We start from the raw sequence: 20111 nt of genomic DNA on the forward strand, positions 1-20111 counted from the left end.
GGCGACGCGGCGACAGGTGGCCCGAATCCGTACATGTCACCGTGCTAGCGTCACCGGTTATGTCAGCGTCTCCCAGGTCCGGGCTGCCCGCGGAAGGCAAGCGGCCTCATGTGATCTACCTCGCCATCGGATTCCCGCCGGCCGCCAAGAGCTCGGCGTACCGCATGCGCGAGACCGCGAACCAGTTCATCAACGTGGGCTGGGACGTCACCGTCGTCACCGTCGCCCAGGAGTCCTGGGAACGGGACTCCGGCGTCGACCTGACCCTGCTGGAGCAGGTCGACCCCAAGGTCAAGATCGTCGAGCTGCCGCTCGCACGTGAGGACCTGGAGACGGACATCCGCCTCTACGACGAGGCGCGTGCTCTCAACCCCAACGGCTGGGTCGCCAAGCTCCGCCGCCGCCAGATGAAGCCGTTCCCCGAGCCCAACTTCGGCGAGTGGCGCACCGCCCTGGAGCAGGCCGTCCTGCGGATCCACCAGGACCACCCGGCCGACCTGCTGCTCGCCAGCTGTGTGCCGTACGTGAACCTCGCCGCGGCATGGAAGCTGTGGGAGGAGAAGCAGGTTCCGTACGCGGTCGACTTCCGCGACGGCTGGTCCATCGACGTGATCGAAGGCATCGAGGCCTTCGGACGTGACTCCGAAGAGGGCCGCTGGGAGCAGAAGATCCTCGACCAGGCGGTCTCGCTCTGGGTCGTGAACGACCCGATCGCCGAGCACTACCGCAAGCGCTACCCGGACTTCGCGGACCGGGTGCACGTCGTGCGCAACGGCTACGACGCGGACAGCTCGCCGGGCCGTGCCCACAACCCGGACCCCGAGTCCGGTCTGGTCTTCGGCTACCTCGGCACGGTCAACTTCACCCCGCAGCACCTGGAGACCGTGCTCAACGCCTGGCGGGCGGCGCGCGAGAAGGAGCCGCTGCTGGCCAACGCGCGCTTCGAGGTGCGCGGCCACATCGGCAACGGCGCCGGCCGTGAGGCGAACCGACACACGGAGATCCTCAAGCAGGCCGAGGCCGACGGCGTCCACTTCGGCGGTCCCGCCGCCAAGGCCGAGGTCGCCCAGATCTACGCCGGCTGGGACGCCATGGTGCTGATCCTGATCGGCGGCCGTTACGTCACCTCCGGCAAGGTGTACGAGTACATGGCCACCGGCCTCCCGATCGTCTCGGCGCACGTCGTCGAGCACGACGCGTCGAACGTGCTGGAGGGCCACCCGCTGTGGACGGGCGCCGTCGGCATCGACGAGGAGGGCCTGACCGAGTCGTTCGTCAAGGCCGCGCACATGGCGGTGGAGACGAGCGACGAGGTGCACGCCGAAGCCATGGCCCACGCGGACCAGTTCACCCGCGAGGCGCTGATGACCGTCGCCGTGAAGAACCTCGTCGAGGGGTTCCTGGCGGAGCGCACCTCGCCCGGGGCCCAGGAGCTCGAGGCCGGTGACGCCGCGGCGCCGGGCACCGAGGACGTGGCGCCCCTCGCCGAGAAGTCGATCGTCGCCGGAGGACCCACCCCGTGACCGAAGTCCTGTTCATCGCCGCTGCCAAGCCGCAGTTCGGTGTGCTCGCCGACTCGGTGCGCAAGTTCAACGCCCAGGGTGCGCGGGTGCACCTGGCGGGCACGTTCCACCTGGAGTCCAACGCCGAGGAGATCGCCGCGCTGGAGCTGGCCGGGCTGCACCAGCTGCCGCGCAGCGTGGCGCACCGCAGCCAGGCGCTGCGCCGCAAGGCCCGCACCTCCCCGCTCGGTATGCGGGTGTGGATGCAGTCGAAGGGCGACTCGTGGCTGCGCGCCCGCGCACGTAAGGCGGATGTCCTGGTCGCCCTCGACCCGGGCGCCGTGTACACCGTGTGGCGACTGGCGCAGTACAACCGCAGCGCCGAGGCCATGTTCGGTCTCGCGCCCGCGCTGAAGGCCGTCGAGGGCCTGCGGGCGCAGGGCGGCAGCGTCCCGCGCCGCTCGATCCTGCCTCCGTTCGATGCCGTCGCCCGCGATGTGCGCCGCTCCGTGGACGGCCTGCCGGCCGCGCTGCTGCGGACCGCGACCGCGCGGCCCGTGATGCGCTCCACGGTCGGTGCCCGGCTGTGGCGCTCCGCCGTGACCGCTCCCGGTGTGCCGACCAAGGTGCGCGCCGTGACGTCCCGCTACGTCGCCGAGGGCATGCAGTGGGCGGGCCGCACCAGCGGCGCCGCCATAGCGCTCGCGGATGCCGCGTCGAAGGTCCCGGACCTCGGGCTCAAGGCGCAGCTGCTCGACGAGGGCGTCATGAAGGAGATCACGAAGGGCATCAGCCCGCGTCATCTCGACAGGGCGGTCGCGGCCCAGCTCGCCCACGCGGACAAGCAGTTCGCCGCGGGGAAGATCGACGCGGCGGCCGGCGCGCTGGACCGTGCGCTGTTCCTGGACTTCCACCGGGTGCTGCACATCGACCAGCTGTCCTCGCCGCTGGCGAAGGACGCGGAGGGCTTCGTCGCCCCGCTGTACCGCTCGAAGGCGATGCAGGCGCTGAGCCGTCCGCAGGGCCGCAGGACCCCTGCCGCCCCGGCCCCCAAGGACCGTCCGCTGCGCCTGCTGGTGACCACCAGCGCCAACGACAACTTCCTCCACCACATCCTGGAGCACTTCGGGAACCACCCCGATGTCGAGCTCCGCTACCTGGACCTGGCCGCGACGAAGCCGCTGAAGCGGATCGCGTGGGCGGGCCGGCGGATGCTGGAGGACCGGCTGTCGGGCGGCACGAGCGACTACCAGGAAGAGGTGGAGCGGCTGATCCGCCCGCACCTCGACTGGGCCGACACGGTCTTCCTCGACTGGTCGGTGGGTCCCGCCGCGATGCTCACCACCATCGACCCGGGTGACACCCGGATCGTGGTCCGGCTGCACAGCTACGAGGCGTTCACGCGCTGGCCCCACATGACGGACTTCTCGCGGATCGACGATCTCGTCTTCGTCGCCCCGCACGTCAAGGACCTGGCCGCCTCGCTCGTCCCGCAGCTGCGTGGTGAGCAGGCGCCTCGCTTCCACATCCTCGACAACGCGATGGACCTGTCGGGCTTCGCCCGCCCGAAGCCGGCCGAGGCCCGCTTCAACCTGGGTCTGATCGGTATCAGCCAGGTCGCCAAGGACCCCAAGTGGGCCGTGGACGTCCTGGAGCGGGTGCGCAGGCACGACGAGCGCTACCGGCTGATCCTGGTCGGCGGCGACATGGACTCGAAGACCAGCCGCGCGACCCGCGAGTACCGTCGCGAGTTCGAGAGGGAGCTGGCCCCGCTGGAGGAGTCCGGCGCGGTGGTGCGGCTCGGTCCGACGGACGACGTCCCGTCGAAGCTCGAAGAGATCGGCACCATCATCAGCTCCTCGGTCCGTGAGGGCTGCCACGTGGGCCTGATGGAGGGTGCGGCGAGCGCCGCCGTCCCGGTCGCCCGCGACTGGCCGTTCTACGCGGGCAAGCCGAACAGCGCCCGCACCCTCTACCCGGAGGGCTGGGTCGTCGGTTCCCCCGAGGAGGCGGCAAAGCGCATCCTGGAGACCACGGCCACCGAGGAGGCGTGGCGCGACGCGGGCAAGCTCGCGGCCGAGCACGCACTCTCGGTGTGGGACTGGCCCGTCGTGCGGAAGCAGTTCGAGAAGCTGTTCCTCGAAGAGCGCTGATACGCGCACGAGGAAGGGCCCCCGGGATGCGTCCCGGGGGCCCTCCTTCGTACCGGCTGTGCGGATGACCGGATGATCTACGGATGGCGCAGCTGCCAGCCCGCCCACGCCGACTCGACCATCTCCCGCACGTCGTGGCGCGCGCTCCAGCCCAGCTCCTCGCGGATGCGGTCGGCGGAGGCCACGACCCGCGCCGGGTCGCCGGGGCGGCGGTCGGTGACCTGCGGCTTGACGTCGGTGTGACCGGTGACGTCCTGGATGATCCCGACCATCTCCGCGACCGAGACTCCTTCGCCGCGGCCGATGTTGAGGATGAGCCGGGCGTCGGGGTCGGCGGCAAGCCGCCGGGCCGCCGCGACATGCGCGGAGGCGATGTCCTCGACATGGATGTAGTCGCGGATGCAGGTGCCGTCGGGCGTCGGATAGTCGTCGCCGAAGACCCGGGGCGCGTCGTCGGCGGTGAGCCGCTCGAAGACCATCGGCACCAGGTTGAAGACGCCGTCGTCCCCGAGCTCGGGGGTGGCCGCACCCGCCACGTTGAAGTAGCGCAGCGAGGCGGTCGCCATCGGGTGCACCGCGCCGACGGCCGTGACGAGCCATTCGCCGGCGAGCTTGGTCTCGCCGTACGGGTTGATGGGCGCGCACGGCGTCTCCTCGGTGACGAGGTCGACGTCGGGCATGCCGTACACGGCGGCGGAGGAGGAGAACAGGAACCGGCTCACCCCTGCGGCGACGGCCGCGTCGAGGAGGACCCGCAGGCCCTCCACGTTCTCCCGGTAGTAGTAGAGAGGCTTCTCGACGGACTCGGCCACCTGCTTCTTGCCCGCGATGTGCACGATCCCGGTGACGGCGTGCTCGCGCAGGACGCGGTCCACGGTGTCACGGTCGAGGACGGTGCCGACCTCCAGCGGGACACCCGCGGGGAGCCGCTCGGTGCGTCCCGTGCTGAGGTCGTCGAGGACGACGACGCGCTCACCGCCGTCGGTCATGGCCTTCACCACGTGCGAGCCGATGAATCCGGCGCCGCCGGTGATCAACCAGGTCATGGGGAACCCTCCTGCGAGCGGGCCCTGCCCCACAGGTGCGCGGGGCAGGGCCTCAGATCGTTACGTACGGGACAGGCTGTCCTCAGCCGCCGATGACGACGCGGCGGACGCCCTCCCAGCGGGCCGGGTCCGTCGTGCGGCGGCCGTCGACCAGGACGGTGACGTCCGGCAGGTCGGAGGCGGCCAGCTCGCGGTACTCGGCGTGGTCGGCCTGGAGGATCGCCGCGGTGACCTTCTGGCCCTGGTGCGGGGTGAGGCCGTGCGCGGAGAGCTCCTCGTCCGTGTACATCGGGTCCGAGACGAACGGCACCGCGCCGCGCGCCTTCAGCGCCTCGACGGTCGGGAAGACACCGGAGAACGCGGTCTCCTTGACGCCACCGCGGTAGGCGGCGCCCAGCACCAGCACGTTCACGTCCTTCAGGTCGCCGTAGGCGGCGGCCAGCAGGTCCACGGCGTAGTCCGGCATGGCGGCGTTGGCCTCACGGGCCGAGCGCACGACGGTCGCCTCCGGGTCGTTCCACAGGTACATCCGCGGGTAGATCGGGATGCAGTGGCCGCCGACCGCGATGCCGGGCTGGTGGATGTGGCTGTACGGCTGCGAGTTGCAGGCCTCGATGACCTTCTTGACGTCGATGTCGTTCTTGTCGGCGAAGCGCGCGAACTGGTTCGCCAGGCCGATGTTGACGTCGCGGTACGTGGTCTCGGCGAGCTTGGCGAGCTCGGAGGCCTCGGCGGTGCCCAGGTCCCACACGCCGTTCGGCTGCGGCAGGTCGGCGCGCTCGTCGAAGTCGAGGACCTGCTCGTAGAACTCCACACCGTGCTGGGTCGAGGCCTCGTCGATGCCGCCGACGAGCTTCGGGTAGCGGCGCAGGTCGGCGAAGACCCGGCCGGTGAGGACGCGCTCCGGCGAGAAGACCAGGTGGAAGTCCTGGCCGGGGGTCAGGCCCGAGCCCTCCTGGAGCATCGGCGCCCAGCGGGTGCGGGTGGTGCCGACCGGCAGGGTGGTCTCGTACGAGACGAGGGTGCCGGGCTTGAGGCCCTTGGCGATCGCCTTGGTGGCGGAGTCCATCCAGCCGAAGTCCGGGGTGCCCTCGGCGTCCACGAACAGCGGGACGACGACCACGACGGCCTCGGACTGGGCGACGGCCGCAGCGGTGTCGGTGGTGGCCGACAGCAGTCCGGCGTCGACGGCCTGCTTCAGCTTGACGTCCAGGTCGTGCTCACCGGGGAAGGGCTCGGTGCCGGCGTTGACCAGCTCGACGACCTTCTCGTTGACGTCGGCGCCGATGACCTTGTGGCCCTTGGCGGCGAACTGCACGGCGAGCGGAAGCCCGATCTTGCCGAGCGCGACTACACAGATATTCATCGGGTCAGTTTCCTCTTCACACGGGACATCAAGTGGCGCAGCCGGCTGCCCTCGCCGGACGACGGGGACTCCCAGAGCGGAGCCGTGGTGATCACCAGCCGCCCCTTGGCGTTCGCGTTGGCGGAGATACGGTACGGGACCTTCTCGCGCCAGCGCCGGGCCAGGGGAAGCGGTCGGCCCAGGGTCTTCACCGGGACCTCGTACGTCGAGCCTGCCACGTCCAGATAGGCGCGGACGCCGAGCTTGGCCCTCGCGGGCTTGACGGGGATCCGGGCGGTGAGCACCGTGCCCCTGCCGTCGGCGGTCGCGGTGCGGCTCAGCTCCCCTGCCGGGGCGGGCAGTTCGGTGCCGACGGGCAGCCGGCGGGCACCCGGCTTGTCGGCGCTCTTCGGCATGGCCTTGTTGGCGAGCCGGATGACGGCGGAGTCCGTCTCTCCGGCGACCGGGACGCGCACCTCGAGGGCCAGCGTCAGATCCTGGCCCAGCTGCTCCCACTGGGCGGAGACCAGTCCCGTGCCGTCGGCGAGCTGCTTGGGCACGGCCTCCCCGATGACCTCGAAGAGCCGGTCCGGCAGCCCCAGCACCGGGTCACGGAAGCCGGGGTAGCGCAGGAACGCGCGACCGTCCTCCAGCAGCATCGGGGGCGCCCCTTCGGCGGCCTCTTCGCTGATGGCGCGGACGAGCTCGGTGACGGCGCCGCGCTGGGCGAGCGCGATCCGTACCCGCCGCTTGACGTCCATCGAGTCGCGCAGCGGCTCGGTGAAGTACTCGTCGGCGAGTGCCGCGATCCCGGCGCAGACCTGGATCTGCGTCTCCCGGTCGAGGGCCGGGAAGTCGTCCTGGACCAGCTTGGCGAGCTCCCAGGTGAAGTGGCGCTTGAACACCGCGTCACGCTGCGGGCCCGCCTCGATGAGGCCGGCCGTGAACTTCATGATCTCGGCGGTGCAGCGCAGCCGCGCCAGATGATTGGCGCGATACGTGATGTTGCTCGCGTCGCCGCGCTTCACCGCGTAGTAGTACGTGTAGTCCGCGAGGACCGAGATCTTCTTCGCCCGTACGCACGCCTCGATCGTGAACGGCTGGTCGCTGCCGACCGGCAGGTCCTCGGGGAAGCGCAGCTTGTGCTGCTCGACCAGCTCGCGCCGGAACAGCTTGGTGTTGGCCAGCGTGAACGGCAGCGCCGAGTCGTACAGGCTGATGTCCGGGTCGCTCTTCTTGTAGAGCGCCTGATGGACGTAGCGGCCGTTCGTGCCGACCATCTTGCCGACGACGACATCGGAGCCGTGCTTGTCGGCACAGGCCACCATGCGCTTCAGCGCGTCGGTGCCGAGGTAGTCGTCGGAGCCGATGAAGTACACGTAACGGCCGGTGGCCACCTCCAGGGCCCGGTTGCTCGGCGCAGCCGGACCGCCGGAGTTGGCCTGGTGGATCACCTTCACGGTGCCGGGGTACCGCTCGGCGAAGCGGTCGAGTTCCCGGCCGCTGTCGTCGGTCGAGCCGTCGTCGACGGCCACGACCTCCAGCCGGTCCACGCCGATGCTCTGTCCCACCAGCGAGTTCAGGCACTCGGTGAGGTACGGCATCGTGTTGTAGACGGCTACGACGACGGTGACATCGGGGGTGGTCAACTCGCCACGTCCTCCGGGGTCAGCTGCACGGTGAGGCCGCTGTTGGCGGAGTCGATGACGGCCGCGGCGACCTCGACGGTACGCAGACCCTGACGCAGCGTGCAGATGTCCTGGGACTTGCCGAGGACCGCGTCCCGGAAGAGCTCGTGCTCGACGAGGAGCGGCTCGCGCTTCGGGATGGCGTAGCGGATCATGTCGCCCTCGGAGACACCGCGGAAGGCCTGGAGGGCCTCCCACTCGGTCGTCACGGCCGCGTTCGAGTAGAACGTCAGGTCGGCGGTGAGGGTGTCGGCGATGAAGCAGCCGCGCTCGCCGGTGACCGAGGTGAAGCGCTCCTTGAGCGGGCTCAGCCAGTTGACGAGGTGGCTGACCATCGTGCCGTCGGAGAGCTTGCCGACGGCGGAGACCATGTCCTCGTGCGGGCGGCCCGACTTGGAGACCGTGTGCGCCGCGATCGACGTGTACTGCTGGCCGGTGACCCAGGCCGTCAGGTCGATGTCGTGGGTGGCGAGGTCCTTGACCACGCCGACATCGGCGATGCGGTGCGGGAAGGGGCCCTGGCGGCGGGTGACGACCTGGAAGACGTCACCGAGCTCGCCGGCCTCCAGCCGGGAGCGCAGGCTGCGCAGCGCCGGGTTGCAGCGCTCGATGTGGCCGACACCGGCCACCAGGCCGCGCGACTCGAAGGCCTCGACGAGGCGGCGGGCGCCCTCGACGGTGTCCGCGACCGGCTTCTCGATGAGAGCGCCGATCCCGGCCTCGGCGAGCTTGAGGCCGACTTCCTCGTGCAGCGCGGTCGGGCAGGCCACCACGGCGTAGTCGACGCCGAGCGCGATCAGCTCTTCGACGGTGGACAGCACGGGGGCGCCCTGCGCCCAGCCGTTCTTGTCGCCCATCGGGTCGACGACGCCGACCAGCTCGACGCCGTCCAGCCCGGCCAGTACACGGGCGTGGTGGCGCCCCATGGAGCCGAGGCCGATCAGCCCGGCCCGCAGTCCAGCAGCAGTCACAGGTTCTCTCCCAGCGCGTTCACAGCGGTGACGATGCGCTCAAGGTCGCCCTCGGTGAGCGAGGGGTGGACGGGGAGCGAGACGACCTCGGCGGCCGCCCGCTCGGTCTCGGGCAGGTCCCAGTTCCGGCCGGCCTTCTGGTCCGGCTCCCAGTACGGCTTCAGCCGGTGGATGGGGGTCGGGTAGTAGACGGCGTTGCCGACGCCGGCCTCGGTGAGCTTCGCCATGGCGGCGTCGCGGTCACCCTGGATACGGACGGTGTACTGGTGGTAGATGTGCCGGGCGCCCTCGGCGACCACCGGCGTCACCACGTTCGCCGCGGTGATGTTCTCCGTGAGGTACGCGGCGTTGGCGATGCGCTGCTCGGTCCAGCCGCCCAGCTTCGAGAGCTGGACGCGGCCGACGGCGGCGGCGACGTCCGTCATGCGCATGTTGGCGCCGACGATCTCGTTGGCGTACCGCTGCTCCATGCCCTGGTTGCGCAGCAGGCGCAGGGTGCGGGCGACCTCGGCGTCGGCCGTGGAGATCATGCCGCCCTCGAGGCTGTGCATGTTCTTCGTCGGGTAGAAGCTGAAGGTGCCGCCGGAGCCGAAGGCGCCGACCGGGGTGCCGTTCAGCGCGGCCGCGTGCGCCTGGCAGGCGTCCTCGACGACCGCGAGCTTGTGCTTGCCGGCGATCGCCATGATCTTGTCCATCGCGGCGGGGTGGCCGTACAGGTGGACCGGCATGATCGCGGCGGTGCGCGGAGTGATGGCGGCCTCGACGGCGGCCGGGTCGAGGCAGTACGTGTCCGCCTCGATGTCGGCGAAGACGACGTCGGCGCCGACCAGGCGGACCGCGTTCGCCGAGGCGGCGAAGGAGAACGACGGGACGATCACCTCGTCACCCGGGCCGATGTTCAAAGCCATCAGAAGGAGGTGCAGCGCGGAGGTACCGGAGTTGACGGCCACGCAGTGGCGGCCCTCCACGAGCTCCGAGAAGCCCTCCTCGAACGCGGCCACCTCGGGGCCCTGTACGACCCGGCCGCTGCGCAGTACGCGTACGGCCGCTTCGATCTCTTCTTCACCGATGACCGGGCGGGCAGCGGGGATGGGCTGCTCGTTGCTGCTCGGCATGGACGTCCTCCTTGAACACCGCAAGAGCTCTTTGTGGCAGAGGTCCGGGGTTTGCGGGGCGTCTGTGGGCCGCGCGAACCCCTCCGGCGCTATTGCCGACGCCCTACCGAGGAATGCTGGGACCGGTCTGTCCCTTCAACCGGGCCGGTCACCGACCGTAGTCTCCGGGCGGGGCCCCGGCACGGCAGCGACCGCCGTCACATTATCAGGAATTTCCTAGTCAATTTCTGGGCCGTTAACGGGGCCAGGCATCAATTGCGCTACAAACACCGCGCCCCGTCCCCCGGTCGTGAGGGACGGGACACGAATGTTCAGCCGTCGGTCATCGATTGTTCAGCTCTCGACGGACACGGTGGCGGACGCCGTCACGGAGGGCAGCGTCTGCTGCTCCGCAGCGGCGGTCTTCTTGGCGGCCGCCTTGGTGGCCTTCTTGGCGGTCGTCTTCTTCGCCGCGGTCTTCTTGGCCACCGTCTTCTTGGTGGCGGCCTTCTTCGCCGTGGCCTTCTTGGCGGTCTTACGGGCCGCCTTCTTGGCCGGAGCGGCCTCCTCGGCGTCGACCACGGGCTCCGCCTCGGGCTCCGCCTGGGGCGAAGCGGCGACCACGACGACCGCGGCCTCCTCGGCGCCGGACGGCGAGCCCGCGGGGGCGGTGACCTTGCGGGTCACCCGACGGCGCGCACGCGGCGGCGCGGCGACCGGGGCCTCCTCCACGGCGGCCGGGGCCTCGGCCACGGGGGCCTCGGTCTCGACCACCGCGGGCGCCTCGGCCACGATCTCGACGGGAGCTTCGGTCCCCTTCGGCGAACCGGCCGGGGCCGTCGCCTTACGAGTGGCCCGGCGGCGGGTACGACCCGTGGGGGCCGCCTCCTCCGCGACCTCGGCCGGCGGGCCGGGCTCGGTGGCAGGGGCCGGCTCGGCGGCGGGGGCCGGGGCGGCCTCCTGCACCGGCTCGACCTCCTGCACCGGCTCGGCCTGCTTCGGCGCACCGGCCGGAGCGGTCGCCTTGCGGGTCGCCCGACGGCGGCCACGGCGGCCGACAGCGGCCTCGGCCTCCGCGACGCTGCTGTACAGCTCCTCGTCCGGCGCAAAGGCCGGCTCGGGCAGCGCGGCCGGCGCCGCGGCCTCCGCCGCGACCTCGGCCTCGGTCTCCGCCTCCTCGACGGGGGCCTCGACCGCCACCTCGCGCTCGTGCTCGTGGACGTGCTCGGCGCCACCGCGGCCGCGCTTCTTGCCGCGCTTGCCGCCGCCCCCGCCACCGACGGTGGCCGGCTGCTCCATGTGCACGATCACGCCACGGCCGTTGCAGTGGACGCAGGTCTCGGAGAACGACTCCAGCAGACCCTGGCCGACCCGCTTACGGGTCATCTGGACCAGGCCGAGCGAGGTGACCTCGGCGACCTGGTGCTTCGTACGGTCCCGGCCCAGGCACTCGAGCAGTCGCCGCAGCACCAGGTCCCGGTTGGACTCCAGCACCATGTCGATGAAGTCGATGACGACGATGCCGCCCAGGTCACGCAGCCGCAGCTGGCGCACGATCTCCTCGGCCGCCTCCAGGTTGTTCCTGGTGACGGTCTCCTCGAGGTTGCCGCCCTGGCCGGTGAACTTGCCGGTGTTGACGTCGACGACGACCATCGCCTCGGTCTTGTCGATCACCAGCGAGCCGCCGGACGGCAGCCAGACCTTGCGGTCCAGCGCCTTCATCAGCTGCTCGTCGATCCGGTAGGTCGCGAAGACGTCGACCTCGGAGGTCCAGCGGTTCAGCCGCTCCGCCAGGTCGGGCGCCACGTGCGAGACGTAGCCGTGGATGGTCTCCCACGCCTCGTCGCCGCTGACGATGACCTTCGAGAAGTCCTCGTTGAAGATGTCGCGCACGACGCGGACGGTCATGTCCGGCTCGCCGTACAGGAGGGAAGGCGCATTCGAGCTGCCGCCGCTCTTCGCCTTCTTCTGGATCTCCTCCCACTGCGCCTGCAGTCGCTCGACATCGCGGCGCAGCTCGTCCTCGCTGGCGCCCTCCGCGGCGGTACGGACGATGACGCCCGCGTCCTCGGGGACGATCTTCTTGAGGATGGTCTTCAGACGGGCGCGCTCGGTGTCGGGCAGCTTGCGGCTGATACCGGTCATCGAGCCTTCGGGCACGTACACCAGGTAGCGGCCGGGCAGCGAGACCTGGCTGGTCAGGCGGGCGCCCTTGTGGCCGATCGGGTCCTTCGTCACCTGGACGAGGACGGACTGGCCGGACTTCAGCGCGCTCTCGATACGACGCGGGCCGTTGGCCATGCCCAGCGCCTCGAAGTTGACCTCACCGGCGTACAGGACGGCGTTGCGGCCCTTGCCGATGTCGACGAACGCGGCCTCCATGGACGGCAGTACGTTCTGCACCTTGCCCAGGTAGACGTTGCCGACGTACGAGGTCGACTGCTCCTTGTTGACGTAGTGCTCGACGAGCACGTTGTCCTCGAGGACACCGATCTGGGTGCGGTCGCCGTTCTGCCGGACGACCATCACGCGCTCGACGGCCTCGCGGCGCGCGAGGAACTCCGCCTCGGTGATGATCGGCACGCGGCGGCGGCCCTGCTCGCGGCCCTCGCGGCGGCGCTGCTTCTTCGCCTCCAGGCGGGTCGAGCCCTTGATGGACTGCACCTCGTCGGACGGCTCGGCGGCCTTCTCCCGCGCGGGACGCGGCTCACGGATCTTGACGACCGTACGCTCCGGCTCGTCCGCGCCCGGCTCGGTCTCGGCGGCCTCGCCGGTACGGCGGCGGCGACGACGGCGACGACGGCTGCTGCTGGTGCCCGGCGCGGACGGCGTGCCGGCCTCGGCCTCCTCGTAGCCCTCCTCCTCGGACTCCTCCTCGGCCCGCTCCGCCTCTTCGGCGGCCTCGGCCTCGCGCTCCTCCGCGGACTCCTCGGCCTCGGCGGCCTCGCCACGGCGGCGACGGCGGCCACCGCGGCGGCGACGGCGCGAGGGACGGTCCTCGTACTCCTCGGCCTCCTCGGCGGCCTCCTCGCCCTCGACGACGGCCTCGGCCTCCGGCTCCTCCGCCTCGGCGGGCTCGACGGCCTCCACGGCCTCGGCGGGCTCGGCGGGCTCGCCACGGCGGCGACGGCGACGGCGCGAGGGAGCCTCGGCGACCGGGGCGGGCTCGACGGCCTCTTCCTCCTCGGCCACCTCGGCGGCCTCGGCGGCGGCCGCGGCAGCGGCGGTCTCCGGGGTCTGGAACATCGGCTCGGTGAAGACCGGCGGCTGGAACACGGCCACGGCGGGCCGGACGGCACGACGGGCCCGGGAGGGCTTCTCGGCCTGCTCCGGCTCGGCGGTGAACTCGGGCACCGCGGCCCGGCGCCTGGTGCGCCCGCGCGTCGCGGCACGCTCGGCGGCCTCGACCTCGGCCTCGCCGGCCGCGATCTGCGCCACGGCGTCCGCGGGCAGGCCCTCGCCCGCCGCGGTCTCGTCCTCCTGGGCCTCCTGCGGAGCCCCGGCGGGCGCGGTCGCCTTACGGGTCGCGCGGCGGCGCGTACGGCCGCGCGGAGCCTGCTCCTCGGCGGTCTCCTCGGCCTCCGGGGCGGCGACCTCGGCGGTCACGGTCTCTTCCGGCTCGGGCGTGGTCACCTGGCGCGTCGCACGCCGGCGCGTACGCCGCGCGGGCGCCTCGGCGCCAACCCCGGTCTCCGCAGCGCTCTCGCTCACGGCACCTTCCTCAACGTCTTCGTCGGCGCCGACGGCCACCGGCTCGGCAACGGCCACGGCCTCGGCCGCCTCGGCCGGCGCACCGGCGGGCGCGGTCGCCTTACGGGTCGCCCGGCGGCGGGTACGCGGCGCAGGCTCCTCGGCGGGTGTGTCAGCCACGACAGCGGCAGGCGCGGCAGCCTCAGCGGCAACCGGCTCGGCGGCAACCGGCTCGGCGGGCGCCTCGACGGGCGCAGGCGAACCGGCGGGCGCCGTCGCCTTACGGGTCGCCCGGCGGCGCGTACGCGGCGCGGGCTCCTCAACAACGGCTGCAGGCTCCGCGGCCACCTCGACGACGGGCGCGACGGCGGACGTCCCGGCCACCACAGCAGCGGCCTCGGCCGCCTCGGCCGGCGCACCGGCGGGCGCGGTCGCCTTACGGGTCGCCCGGCGGCGGGTACGCGGCGCGGGCTCCTCGGCGGGTGTGTCAGCCACGACAGCGGCAGGCGCGGCAGCCTCGGCAGCAACCGGCTCAGCGGCAACCGGCTCGGCGGGCACCTCGACGGGCGCAGGCGAACCGGCGGGCGCCGTCGCCTTACGGGTCGCCCGGCGGCGCGTACGCGGCGCAGGCTCCTCAACGACGGCTGCAGGCTCCGCGGCCACCTCGGCGGCAACGGCGGGCACCTCCGTGGCCGGTATGCCGGCGGCGACCGACGCGGTCACGTCCGTGACCGTCTCCACCGTGGCCGGCGGACCCGCGGGGCGGGACGCCGCACGCCGACGGCGGCGCGGCGGCAGTGTGTCGCTCGGTGTGTTGTTCTCTTGGTTGTCCCCGGCCGTACCGGGGTCCTTCGGCTCGAGCATGCGGGCGGTTCTCCCGTCACGCTCCCGGGCGCCGCGCCTCGATCCGGTCCGGTGGCGCGTCCCGCGTGATGTCCGCGGGGCCTCCGTCCGGGGCGCGGGCGCCTCACGGGAGCTGTATGTCTGGCTCGCCGGTTCCGTACGCGATGTACGCACGGCCTGGCGAAAGTCTCCTGGTCTGTGCGCTGCCCGACCCAGGTGGCTCCCGAGTACGAGGGCGGCGCTTCGACGACCGCCCCTACGCGGAACCGGCACCTTCCGGCGCCGTCGCGGCGAGTCCGGCGGCCGTGGGTGGGGCGGCCGTGACTGCCTCGCGGTCGGGCGCGAGCGGGTCGGTCACCGTGCCGGACTCCTCGTCGAAGAGCCCCTGCGCCAGCCTGGTCACCGCTGCGGGGACCGGCGGCGCCAGGTCGGCCACAGCTTGGAGACCGGACAGGACGTCGTCGGGTCGTACGGCAGGTGTCACGTGCCGAACAACCAGCCGCAGTATCGCACAGGGCTCCTCCCCGGGCCTATCAGGCTGTGGACGAGCCGCCTGGAGACCGGCCACGGCACCACGCGCGTCGAAGGTCCGCATGCCGTTCTTCGTCCGGCGCTGGACCTCCACGGTCTCGGCGCCGAGGAACGCCTCGACGGCCTTCTCCGCGTCCTCGACCGCGACTCCGTCGAGCCGCAGCTCCCAGACGGACGCGGTCAGCCGGTCCGCCAGACCCGACGTACGCGCCTCGACCGCGTCCGTGATGTCGAGCCCGGCCGGGAGCGACTCGTCGAGCAGTACCCGCAGGCTCTGCGGGTCCCGGGCCTCGGTGAGCGCGATCTCCAGGTACTCGGCCTCGGAGCCGGTGCCGGTGGGCGCGGCGTTCGCGTACGACACCTTCGGGTGCGGGGTGAAGCCCGCCGAGTACGCCATCGGCACCTCGGCGCGCCGCAGCGCACGCTCGAAAGCGCGCTGGAAGTCGCGGTGGCTGGTGAACCGGAGGCGGCCGCGCTTGGTGTAGCGCAGTCGGATGCGCTGCACCGCGGGTGCGGGCGGCGGGCCTTCGGGCTGTCGCTTGCCCAGTGGTTCTTCTCCTCGGTGCGGGGCGGGCGCGGTGGCGCGCCGCCTTTCCTGGCCTGCGCTGACCCCTGGGGGCCCGTCCGGCTCAGCCCCGCTTGTGCAGGGAGACCTCGGGTCCGGGCGCCACGCCGGGGACAGTCGGTATGTGTTGCGTACCTCCCAGGTTACGCGCCCGGGCCCGTGCCGGTTCCACAGCCTCGGGCTCGCGCGGGCCGCCGACCAGTGCCCGCCAGGCGTCCCGGCGGGCCTGCCGCACGGTCTCGCGGGCGGAGGCGAGCGCGCCTCGCACGGCCCGTCCGGCGTCGACCGCGGCCCGCTTGGCGGGCGCCCAGAGCTGATTGCGGACGAAGTGCCCGACAGGTGTGCAGACGTTCCGGTAGAACCACGCCACCGGGCGCCCCAGCAGATTCCAGCCCAGCCACTTGAGGGCGCGCCCGACGGCCCGTGACACGTACCCGGCGACGCGCCAGGCGACCATGAACGCGTCGGCGATCTCGCGGCCGACGACCGCGAGGGCACGGCCGAGGGCCGCGAAGGCGCGGCCGATCGGGGTGAGGATCCAGCGGTACACGAAGACGGCGGGCTCGACGACCAGGATGCCGGTCAGCCATACGACGGCGGTCCACAGGCCACCGGCGACCGGGGTGAGCACATGCACGTACAGCCAGGTCAGGCCGTGCCCCAACGGGGTCAGCAGCCACCGGTACAGCGCGGTCCACGGCCAGACGAAGACCGCCCACACCAGCCATCCGATGCCGCGGCCGAGCGGGGCGAGCAGCCGGGCGTACAGCCAGGCCAGGATCCAGGCCAGTCCCTGACCGACCGGGGTCAGGACAGTGCGGTACAGCCAGGCCAGCGGAACCGCGATGCCGTAGGTGGCGACCGGCACGATCATGTACCGCCACAGCGCCACCCAGGGCCAGTAGAAGACGGCCTTGAACAGCCACCACGCTCCGGTGGCGACCGCCGTGGCGACCCAGGCGACCGCCCGGCCGACCGGGGCGAGCGCCGTCTCGTACAGCCAGTCCAGCGCGCGGCCGAGCGGGCGCAGCAGCACGCGGTCGAGCGCCTTCGCGCAGACGACGAGTGCGTCCCACACCATGCGTACGGGCACGACGACCAGCAGCACCACGATCCGTACCGGGATCCTGATGGCCACCGTCAGACAGCCTTCCGGCTGCTGGGGCCGCTGCTGCCGCTTGTCCAAGTCCATGGCCGGAAAGACGCGACGGCCCGGCCCGGGGGTTCCCTACGGGCCGGGCCGTCGTGTCAGATCCGCATCGTGCCTGCGCGCACGACGCGGGCGAAGCCCAGGGGCCGCCGCGGCGAGCACCCAGTACCGCCGCTCCCACCACTGTCTGGCGGCCGCACCCGGCAGTGGCTCCCGCCACGTACCGGATCGTTCCGTGATGGTGGTCGGCTTCCCCAGGTCGGCCTCTGCTTTCCCGACGGGGCCGTGCGGGTTGCGACCGAAGGAGTGCTTGTGGTGGCACGTCTATCGGCCGCGACCTGCGAAAATGGCCCGTGGGCGAATACGGCCCCGGTGGGCGGCGGAGCGGGCTGGGCGAGAGTGTGACCTTCTGTAAGGGACAGCTGCCCACCTCACCCAGGAGACAGCCGAGCCATGTTCGAGCCCCGCCCCGACGACGACCGGCCGAAGACGGCTCCAACTGGGTGCTCCCGCCGACGCCGTGCCAGTGCCCGGTCGCTGCCCGCCCTCATCGTTCTCGTCATCGGAGGGATGTTCGTCTTTTCCACCTCCACAACGGCCGCCGCACCCGGAACACCGAGGCGAGCCAAGGAATCGACCCCCTCGAGCACTGCGACCACCGCGAACGCCGCGACCACCGCGAACACCTGGAACAACTCGACCTGTGAGGACGCCAGACCCACCAGAGTGGGCACCGAGAAGAACGACGTCATCTTCGGCACTCCCGGCAACGACGTGATCTTCGCGCTCGGAGGCAATGACACGGTCTACGCGTTCGGAGGGAACGACCTCATCTGCGGTGGCTCGGGCAACGACACTCTCAACGGGGACAAGGACAACGATCAGCTCTTCGGCGGCTCGGGCGACGACCAGCTCTTCGGCGGCGGGGAAAACGACGACCTTCGTGGTGATCCGGGCAACGACGAGCTCCACGGTGAAACAGGCAACGACGAGCTCTCCGGTGGCTCGGGCAACGACCGGCTCCTTGCCTTCCTGGGCAACGACGCCCTTTACGGAGGAAAGGGCAATGACGATCTCCGTGGCGGAAGGGGCAACGACGAGCTCTTCGGCAACGCGGGTAACGACCGGCTCTTCGGGGAAGCCGACGATGACGACCTGGACGGCGGACCGGGCACGAACCGCAACGATGGCGGACGAGGAATCAACACCTGCGTCAACCCAAGCGATGGCCGCGGCTGCAACGACTGAACCCGTCCGCGCCCGGGACGCGCGACCACTGCGGCTCCATCAGTGCTCGGCCGTGCTGCTGCGGTCCGCCGCGCTCTGGAGGTCGGTGCAGCGGCTTTGCCGATGCCCCATGCCTGACGAAGCCGCCCCCGGCGGCACGAGATCGTCCAGGTCAGACGTCGGGAGGCGGCCGCCGACTGCCCAGTACGCCGACCGTACGCACTGAGCAGCTCGGCCACTTCGTCCTCACCGGCCCCCGCCAAGCCCTCGGCGATCCGCCGTAACCCGCCTCGCTCGCCTCAGCTGCCGTTTCCGCTGGTCGGGCCCGCATTGACCACGCTCAGCGGAAGGAGCTTCTTCCCGGTCGGGCCGATTTGGATGTGCGTGTCCATCTGCGGGCAGACTCCGCAGTCGAAGCACGGCGTCCAGCGGCAGTCCTCGACCTCGGTCTCGTCGAGCGAGTCCTGCCAGTCCTCCCAGAGCCAGTCCTTGTCGAGACCGGAGTCCAGGTGGTCCCAGGGCAGGACCTCCTCGTACGCACGCTCACGCGTCGTGTACCAGTCGACGTCGACGCCGAACTCGGGCAGCGCCTTCTCCGCGCACTCCATCCAGCGGTCGTACGAGAAGTGCTCACGCCAGCCGTCGAAGCGGCCACCGTCGTCGTAGACGGCGCGGATGACGGCGCCGATGCGGCGGTCGCCGCGCGAGAGCAGGCCCTCGACGATGCCGGGCTTGCCGTCGTGGTAGCGGAAGCCGATGGAGCGGCCGTACTTCTTGTCGCCGCGGATCTTGTCGCGGAGCTTCTCCAGGCGGGCGTCGGTCTCCTCGGCGGAGAGCTGCGGGGCCCACTGGAACGGGGTGTGCGGCTTGGGCACGAAGCCGCCGATCGAGACCGTGCAGCGGATGTCGTTCGAGCCGGAGACCTCGCGGCCCTTCTGGATCACCTTGGTCGCCATGTCGGCGATCTGCAGCACGTCGTCGTCGGTCTCCGTCGGCAGACCGCACATGAAGTACAGCTTCACCTGACGCCAGCCGTTGCCGTACGCCGTGGCGACGGTACGGATCAGGTCCTCCTCCGAGACCATCTTGTTGATGACCTTGCGCATGCGCTCGGAGCCGCCCTCGGGGGCGAAGGTGAGACCGGACCGGCGGCCGTTGCGGGTCAGCTCGTTGGCCAGGTCCACGTTGAACGCGTCGACACGGGTGGACGGGAGGGACAGACCGATCTTGTCCTCCTCGTACCGGTCGGCGAGGCCCTTGGCGATGTCGCCGATCTCGCTGTGGTCCGCGGAGGACAGCGACAGCAGGCCGACCTCCTCGAAGCCGGTCGCCTTGAGACCCTTCTCGACCATGTCGCCGATGCCGGTGATGCTTCGCTCCCGCACGGGGCGCGTGATCATGCCGGCCTGGCAGAAACGGCAGCCGCGGGTGCAGCCGCGGAAGATCTCGACGGACATCCGCTCGTGGACGGTCTCGGCGAGCGGGACGAGGGGCTGCTTCGGGTACGGCCACTCGTCGAGGTCCATGACGGTGTGCTTGGACACCCGCCACGGCACGCCCGACTTGTTCGGCACGACACGGCCGATGCGGCCGTCCGGCAGGTACTCGACGTCGTAGAAGCCCGGGACGTAGACCCCGCCGGTCTTCGCGAGGCGGAACAGCAGCTCCTCGCGGCCCCCGGGGCGGTCCTCGGCCTTCCAGGCCCGGATGATCTCGGTGATCTCCAGGACGGCCTGCTCGCCGTCGCCGATCACCGCGCAGTCGATGAAGTCCGCGATCGGCTCGGGGTTGAAGGCTGCGTGGCCGCCCGCGAGCACGATCGGGTCGTCGACGGTGCGGTCCTTGGCCTCCAGCGGGATGCCCGCGAGATCGAGGGCCGTCAGCATGTTGGTGTAGCCGAGCTCGGTGGAGAAGCTCAGGCCGAGGACGTCGAACGCCTTCACGGGGCGGTGGCTGTCCACGGTGAACTGCGGCACGCCGTGCTCGCGCATCAGCGCTTCGAGGTCCGGCCAGACGCTGTACGTGCGCTCGGCGAGCACGCCCTCGCGCTCGTTCAGTACCTCATAGAGGATCATGACGCCCTGGTTGGGCAGACCGACCTCGTACGCGTCCGGGTACATGAGCGCCCAGCGGACGTCGCACTCGTCCCACGGCTTGACGGTGGAGTTCAGCTCACCGCCCACATACTGGATGGGCTTCTGCACATGCGGGAGCAGAGCTTCGAGCTGTGGGAAGACCGACTCGGCAGACATCTGGAACCTTCGTGGGCTGGCAGAGGGACTCTCAAGCGTAACCCGATCGGCAGT

13 protein-coding genes are annotated in these 20111 nt (G+C 71.4%); 3 read left to right on the forward strand and 10 right to left on the reverse strand.

The window, feature by feature from the left end; translation table 11 throughout:
* Nucleotides 1–110: 110 nt before the first annotated feature.
* Together AC0699_RS09025 and AC0699_RS09030 are read left to right on the forward strand one after the other, a co-directional pair.
* On the forward strand, nucleotides 111–1523 hold the full coding sequence (locus AC0699_RS09025) for a glycosyltransferase (RefSeq protein WP_478657944.1): 1413 nt from the start codon (nucleotides 111–113) through the stop codon (nucleotides 1521–1523).
* A complete protein-coding gene (locus tag AC0699_RS09030; protein ID WP_478657508.1) occupies nucleotides 1520–3655 on the forward strand; it encodes a glycosyltransferase family protein in 2136 nt (711 codons plus the stop codon). Before AC0699_RS09025 ends, AC0699_RS09030 begins: the two co-directional genes overlap by 4 nt.
* 77 nt (nucleotides 3656–3732) lie before the next feature.
* Here the strand turns inward: AC0699_RS09030 and galE are convergent, their stop codons facing one another.
* The 9 genes from galE to AC0699_RS09075 all read right to left on the reverse strand — a co-directional run bounded on the left by galE (nucleotide 3733) and on the right by AC0699_RS09075 (nucleotide 17330).
* On the reverse strand, nucleotides 3733–4701 hold the full coding sequence (galE, locus tag AC0699_RS09035; protein WP_478657510.1) for a UDP-glucose 4-epimerase GalE: 969 nt from the start codon (nucleotides 4699–4701) through the stop codon (nucleotides 3733–3735).
* A gap of 82 nt (nucleotides 4702–4783) precedes the next feature.
* Nucleotides 4784–6067 (reverse strand): nucleotide sugar dehydrogenase, encoded by a 1284-nt coding sequence (locus AC0699_RS09040; RefSeq protein WP_478657513.1) that lies wholly within the window; start codon nucleotides 6065–6067, stop codon nucleotides 4784–4786.
* On the reverse strand, nucleotides 6064–7695 hold the full coding sequence (locus tag AC0699_RS09045; protein WP_478657514.1) for a glycosyltransferase family 2 protein: 1632 nt from the start codon (nucleotides 7693–7695) through the stop codon (nucleotides 6064–6066). The genes AC0699_RS09040 and AC0699_RS09045 overlap by 4 nt, the downstream gene beginning before the upstream one ends.
* Complete coding sequence (locus AC0699_RS09050) at nucleotides 7692–8705, reverse strand: Gfo/Idh/MocA family protein (protein WP_469771945.1); 1014 nt, start codon at nucleotides 8703–8705, stop codon at nucleotides 7692–7694. Before AC0699_RS09050 ends, AC0699_RS09045 begins: the two co-directional genes overlap by 4 nt.
* The gene (locus AC0699_RS09055) at nucleotides 8702–9820 is read right to left on the reverse strand and encodes a DegT/DnrJ/EryC1/StrS family aminotransferase (RefSeq protein ID WP_478657516.1); all 1119 of its coding nucleotides are present in this window, start codon (nucleotides 9818–9820) and stop codon (nucleotides 8702–8704) included. The genes AC0699_RS09050 and AC0699_RS09055 overlap by 4 nt, the downstream gene beginning before the upstream one ends.
* Nucleotides 9821–10153: 333 nt before the next feature.
* Nucleotides 10154–14353, reverse strand: a complete 4200-nt coding sequence (locus AC0699_RS09060; RefSeq protein ID WP_478657519.1) for an Rne/Rng family ribonuclease — start codon at nucleotides 14351–14353, stop codon at nucleotides 10154–10156.
* 235 nt (nucleotides 14354–14588) lie between these two features.
* A complete protein-coding gene (locus tag AC0699_RS09065; protein WP_478657521.1) occupies nucleotides 14589–15368 on the reverse strand; it encodes a TIGR03936 family radical SAM-associated protein in 780 nt (259 codons plus the stop codon).
* Nucleotides 15369–15492: 124 nt separating this feature from the next.
* On the reverse strand, nucleotides 15493–16620 hold the full coding sequence (locus tag AC0699_RS09070) for a hypothetical protein (RefSeq protein WP_478657523.1): 1128 nt from the start codon (nucleotides 16618–16620) through the stop codon (nucleotides 15493–15495).
* A 389-nt stretch (nucleotides 16621–17009) separates the two neighbouring features.
* A complete protein-coding gene (locus AC0699_RS09075) occupies nucleotides 17010–17330 on the reverse strand; it encodes a hypothetical protein (RefSeq protein ID WP_478657525.1) in 321 nt (106 codons plus the stop codon).
* On the opposite strand from AC0699_RS09075, the gene AC0699_RS09080 reads away from it, so the two are divergent.
* Nucleotides 17305–17826, forward strand: coding sequence for a calcium-binding protein (locus AC0699_RS09080; protein WP_478657527.1), 522 nt, complete (start codon nucleotides 17305–17307; stop codon nucleotides 17824–17826). The two genes, AC0699_RS09075 and AC0699_RS09080, sit on opposite strands and share 26 nt — an antisense overlap.
* Nucleotides 17827–18104: 278 nt before the next feature.
* On the opposite strand, the gene AC0699_RS09085 is transcribed toward AC0699_RS09080, so the two are convergent.
* Entirely contained in the window at nucleotides 18105–20057 is a 1953-nt protein-coding gene (locus AC0699_RS09085; RefSeq protein ID WP_478657530.1) for a TIGR03960 family B12-binding radical SAM protein, read from the reverse strand.
* Nucleotides 20058–20111 lie beyond the last annotated feature (54 nt).

Source organism: Streptomyces sp. NPDC043870 (assembly GCF_056435785.1).

What these genes read in the sequence shown, in the direction of transcription:
- AC0699_RS09075 (WP_478657525.1), bottom strand. Translation starts at nt 17,330, where the DNA reads ATGACGTCGTTCTTCTCGGTGCCCACTCTGGTGGGTCTGGCGTCCTCA.
- AC0699_RS09040 (WP_478657513.1), bottom strand. Translation starts at nt 6,067, where the DNA reads ATGAATATCTGTGTAGTCGCGCTCGGCAAGATCGGGCTTCCGCTCGCC.
- AC0699_RS09060 (WP_478657519.1), bottom strand. Translation starts at nt 14,353, where the DNA reads ATGCTCGAGCCGAAGGACCCCGGTACGGCCGGGGACAACCAAGAGAAC.
- galE (WP_478657510.1), bottom strand. Translation starts at nt 4,701, where the DNA reads ATGACCTGGTTGATCACCGGCGGCGCCGGATTCATCGGCTCGCACGTG.
- AC0699_RS09055 (WP_478657516.1), bottom strand. Translation starts at nt 9,820, where the DNA reads ATGCCGAGCAGCAACGAGCAGCCCATCCCCGCTGCCCGCCCGGTCATC.
- AC0699_RS09085 (WP_478657530.1), bottom strand. Translation starts at nt 20,057, where the DNA reads ATGTCTGCCGAGTCGGTCTTCCCACAGCTCGAAGCTCTGCTCCCGCAT.
- AC0699_RS09070 (WP_478657523.1), bottom strand. Translation starts at nt 16,620, where the DNA reads ATGGACTTGGACAAGCGGCAGCAGCGGCCCCAGCAGCCGGAAGGCTGT.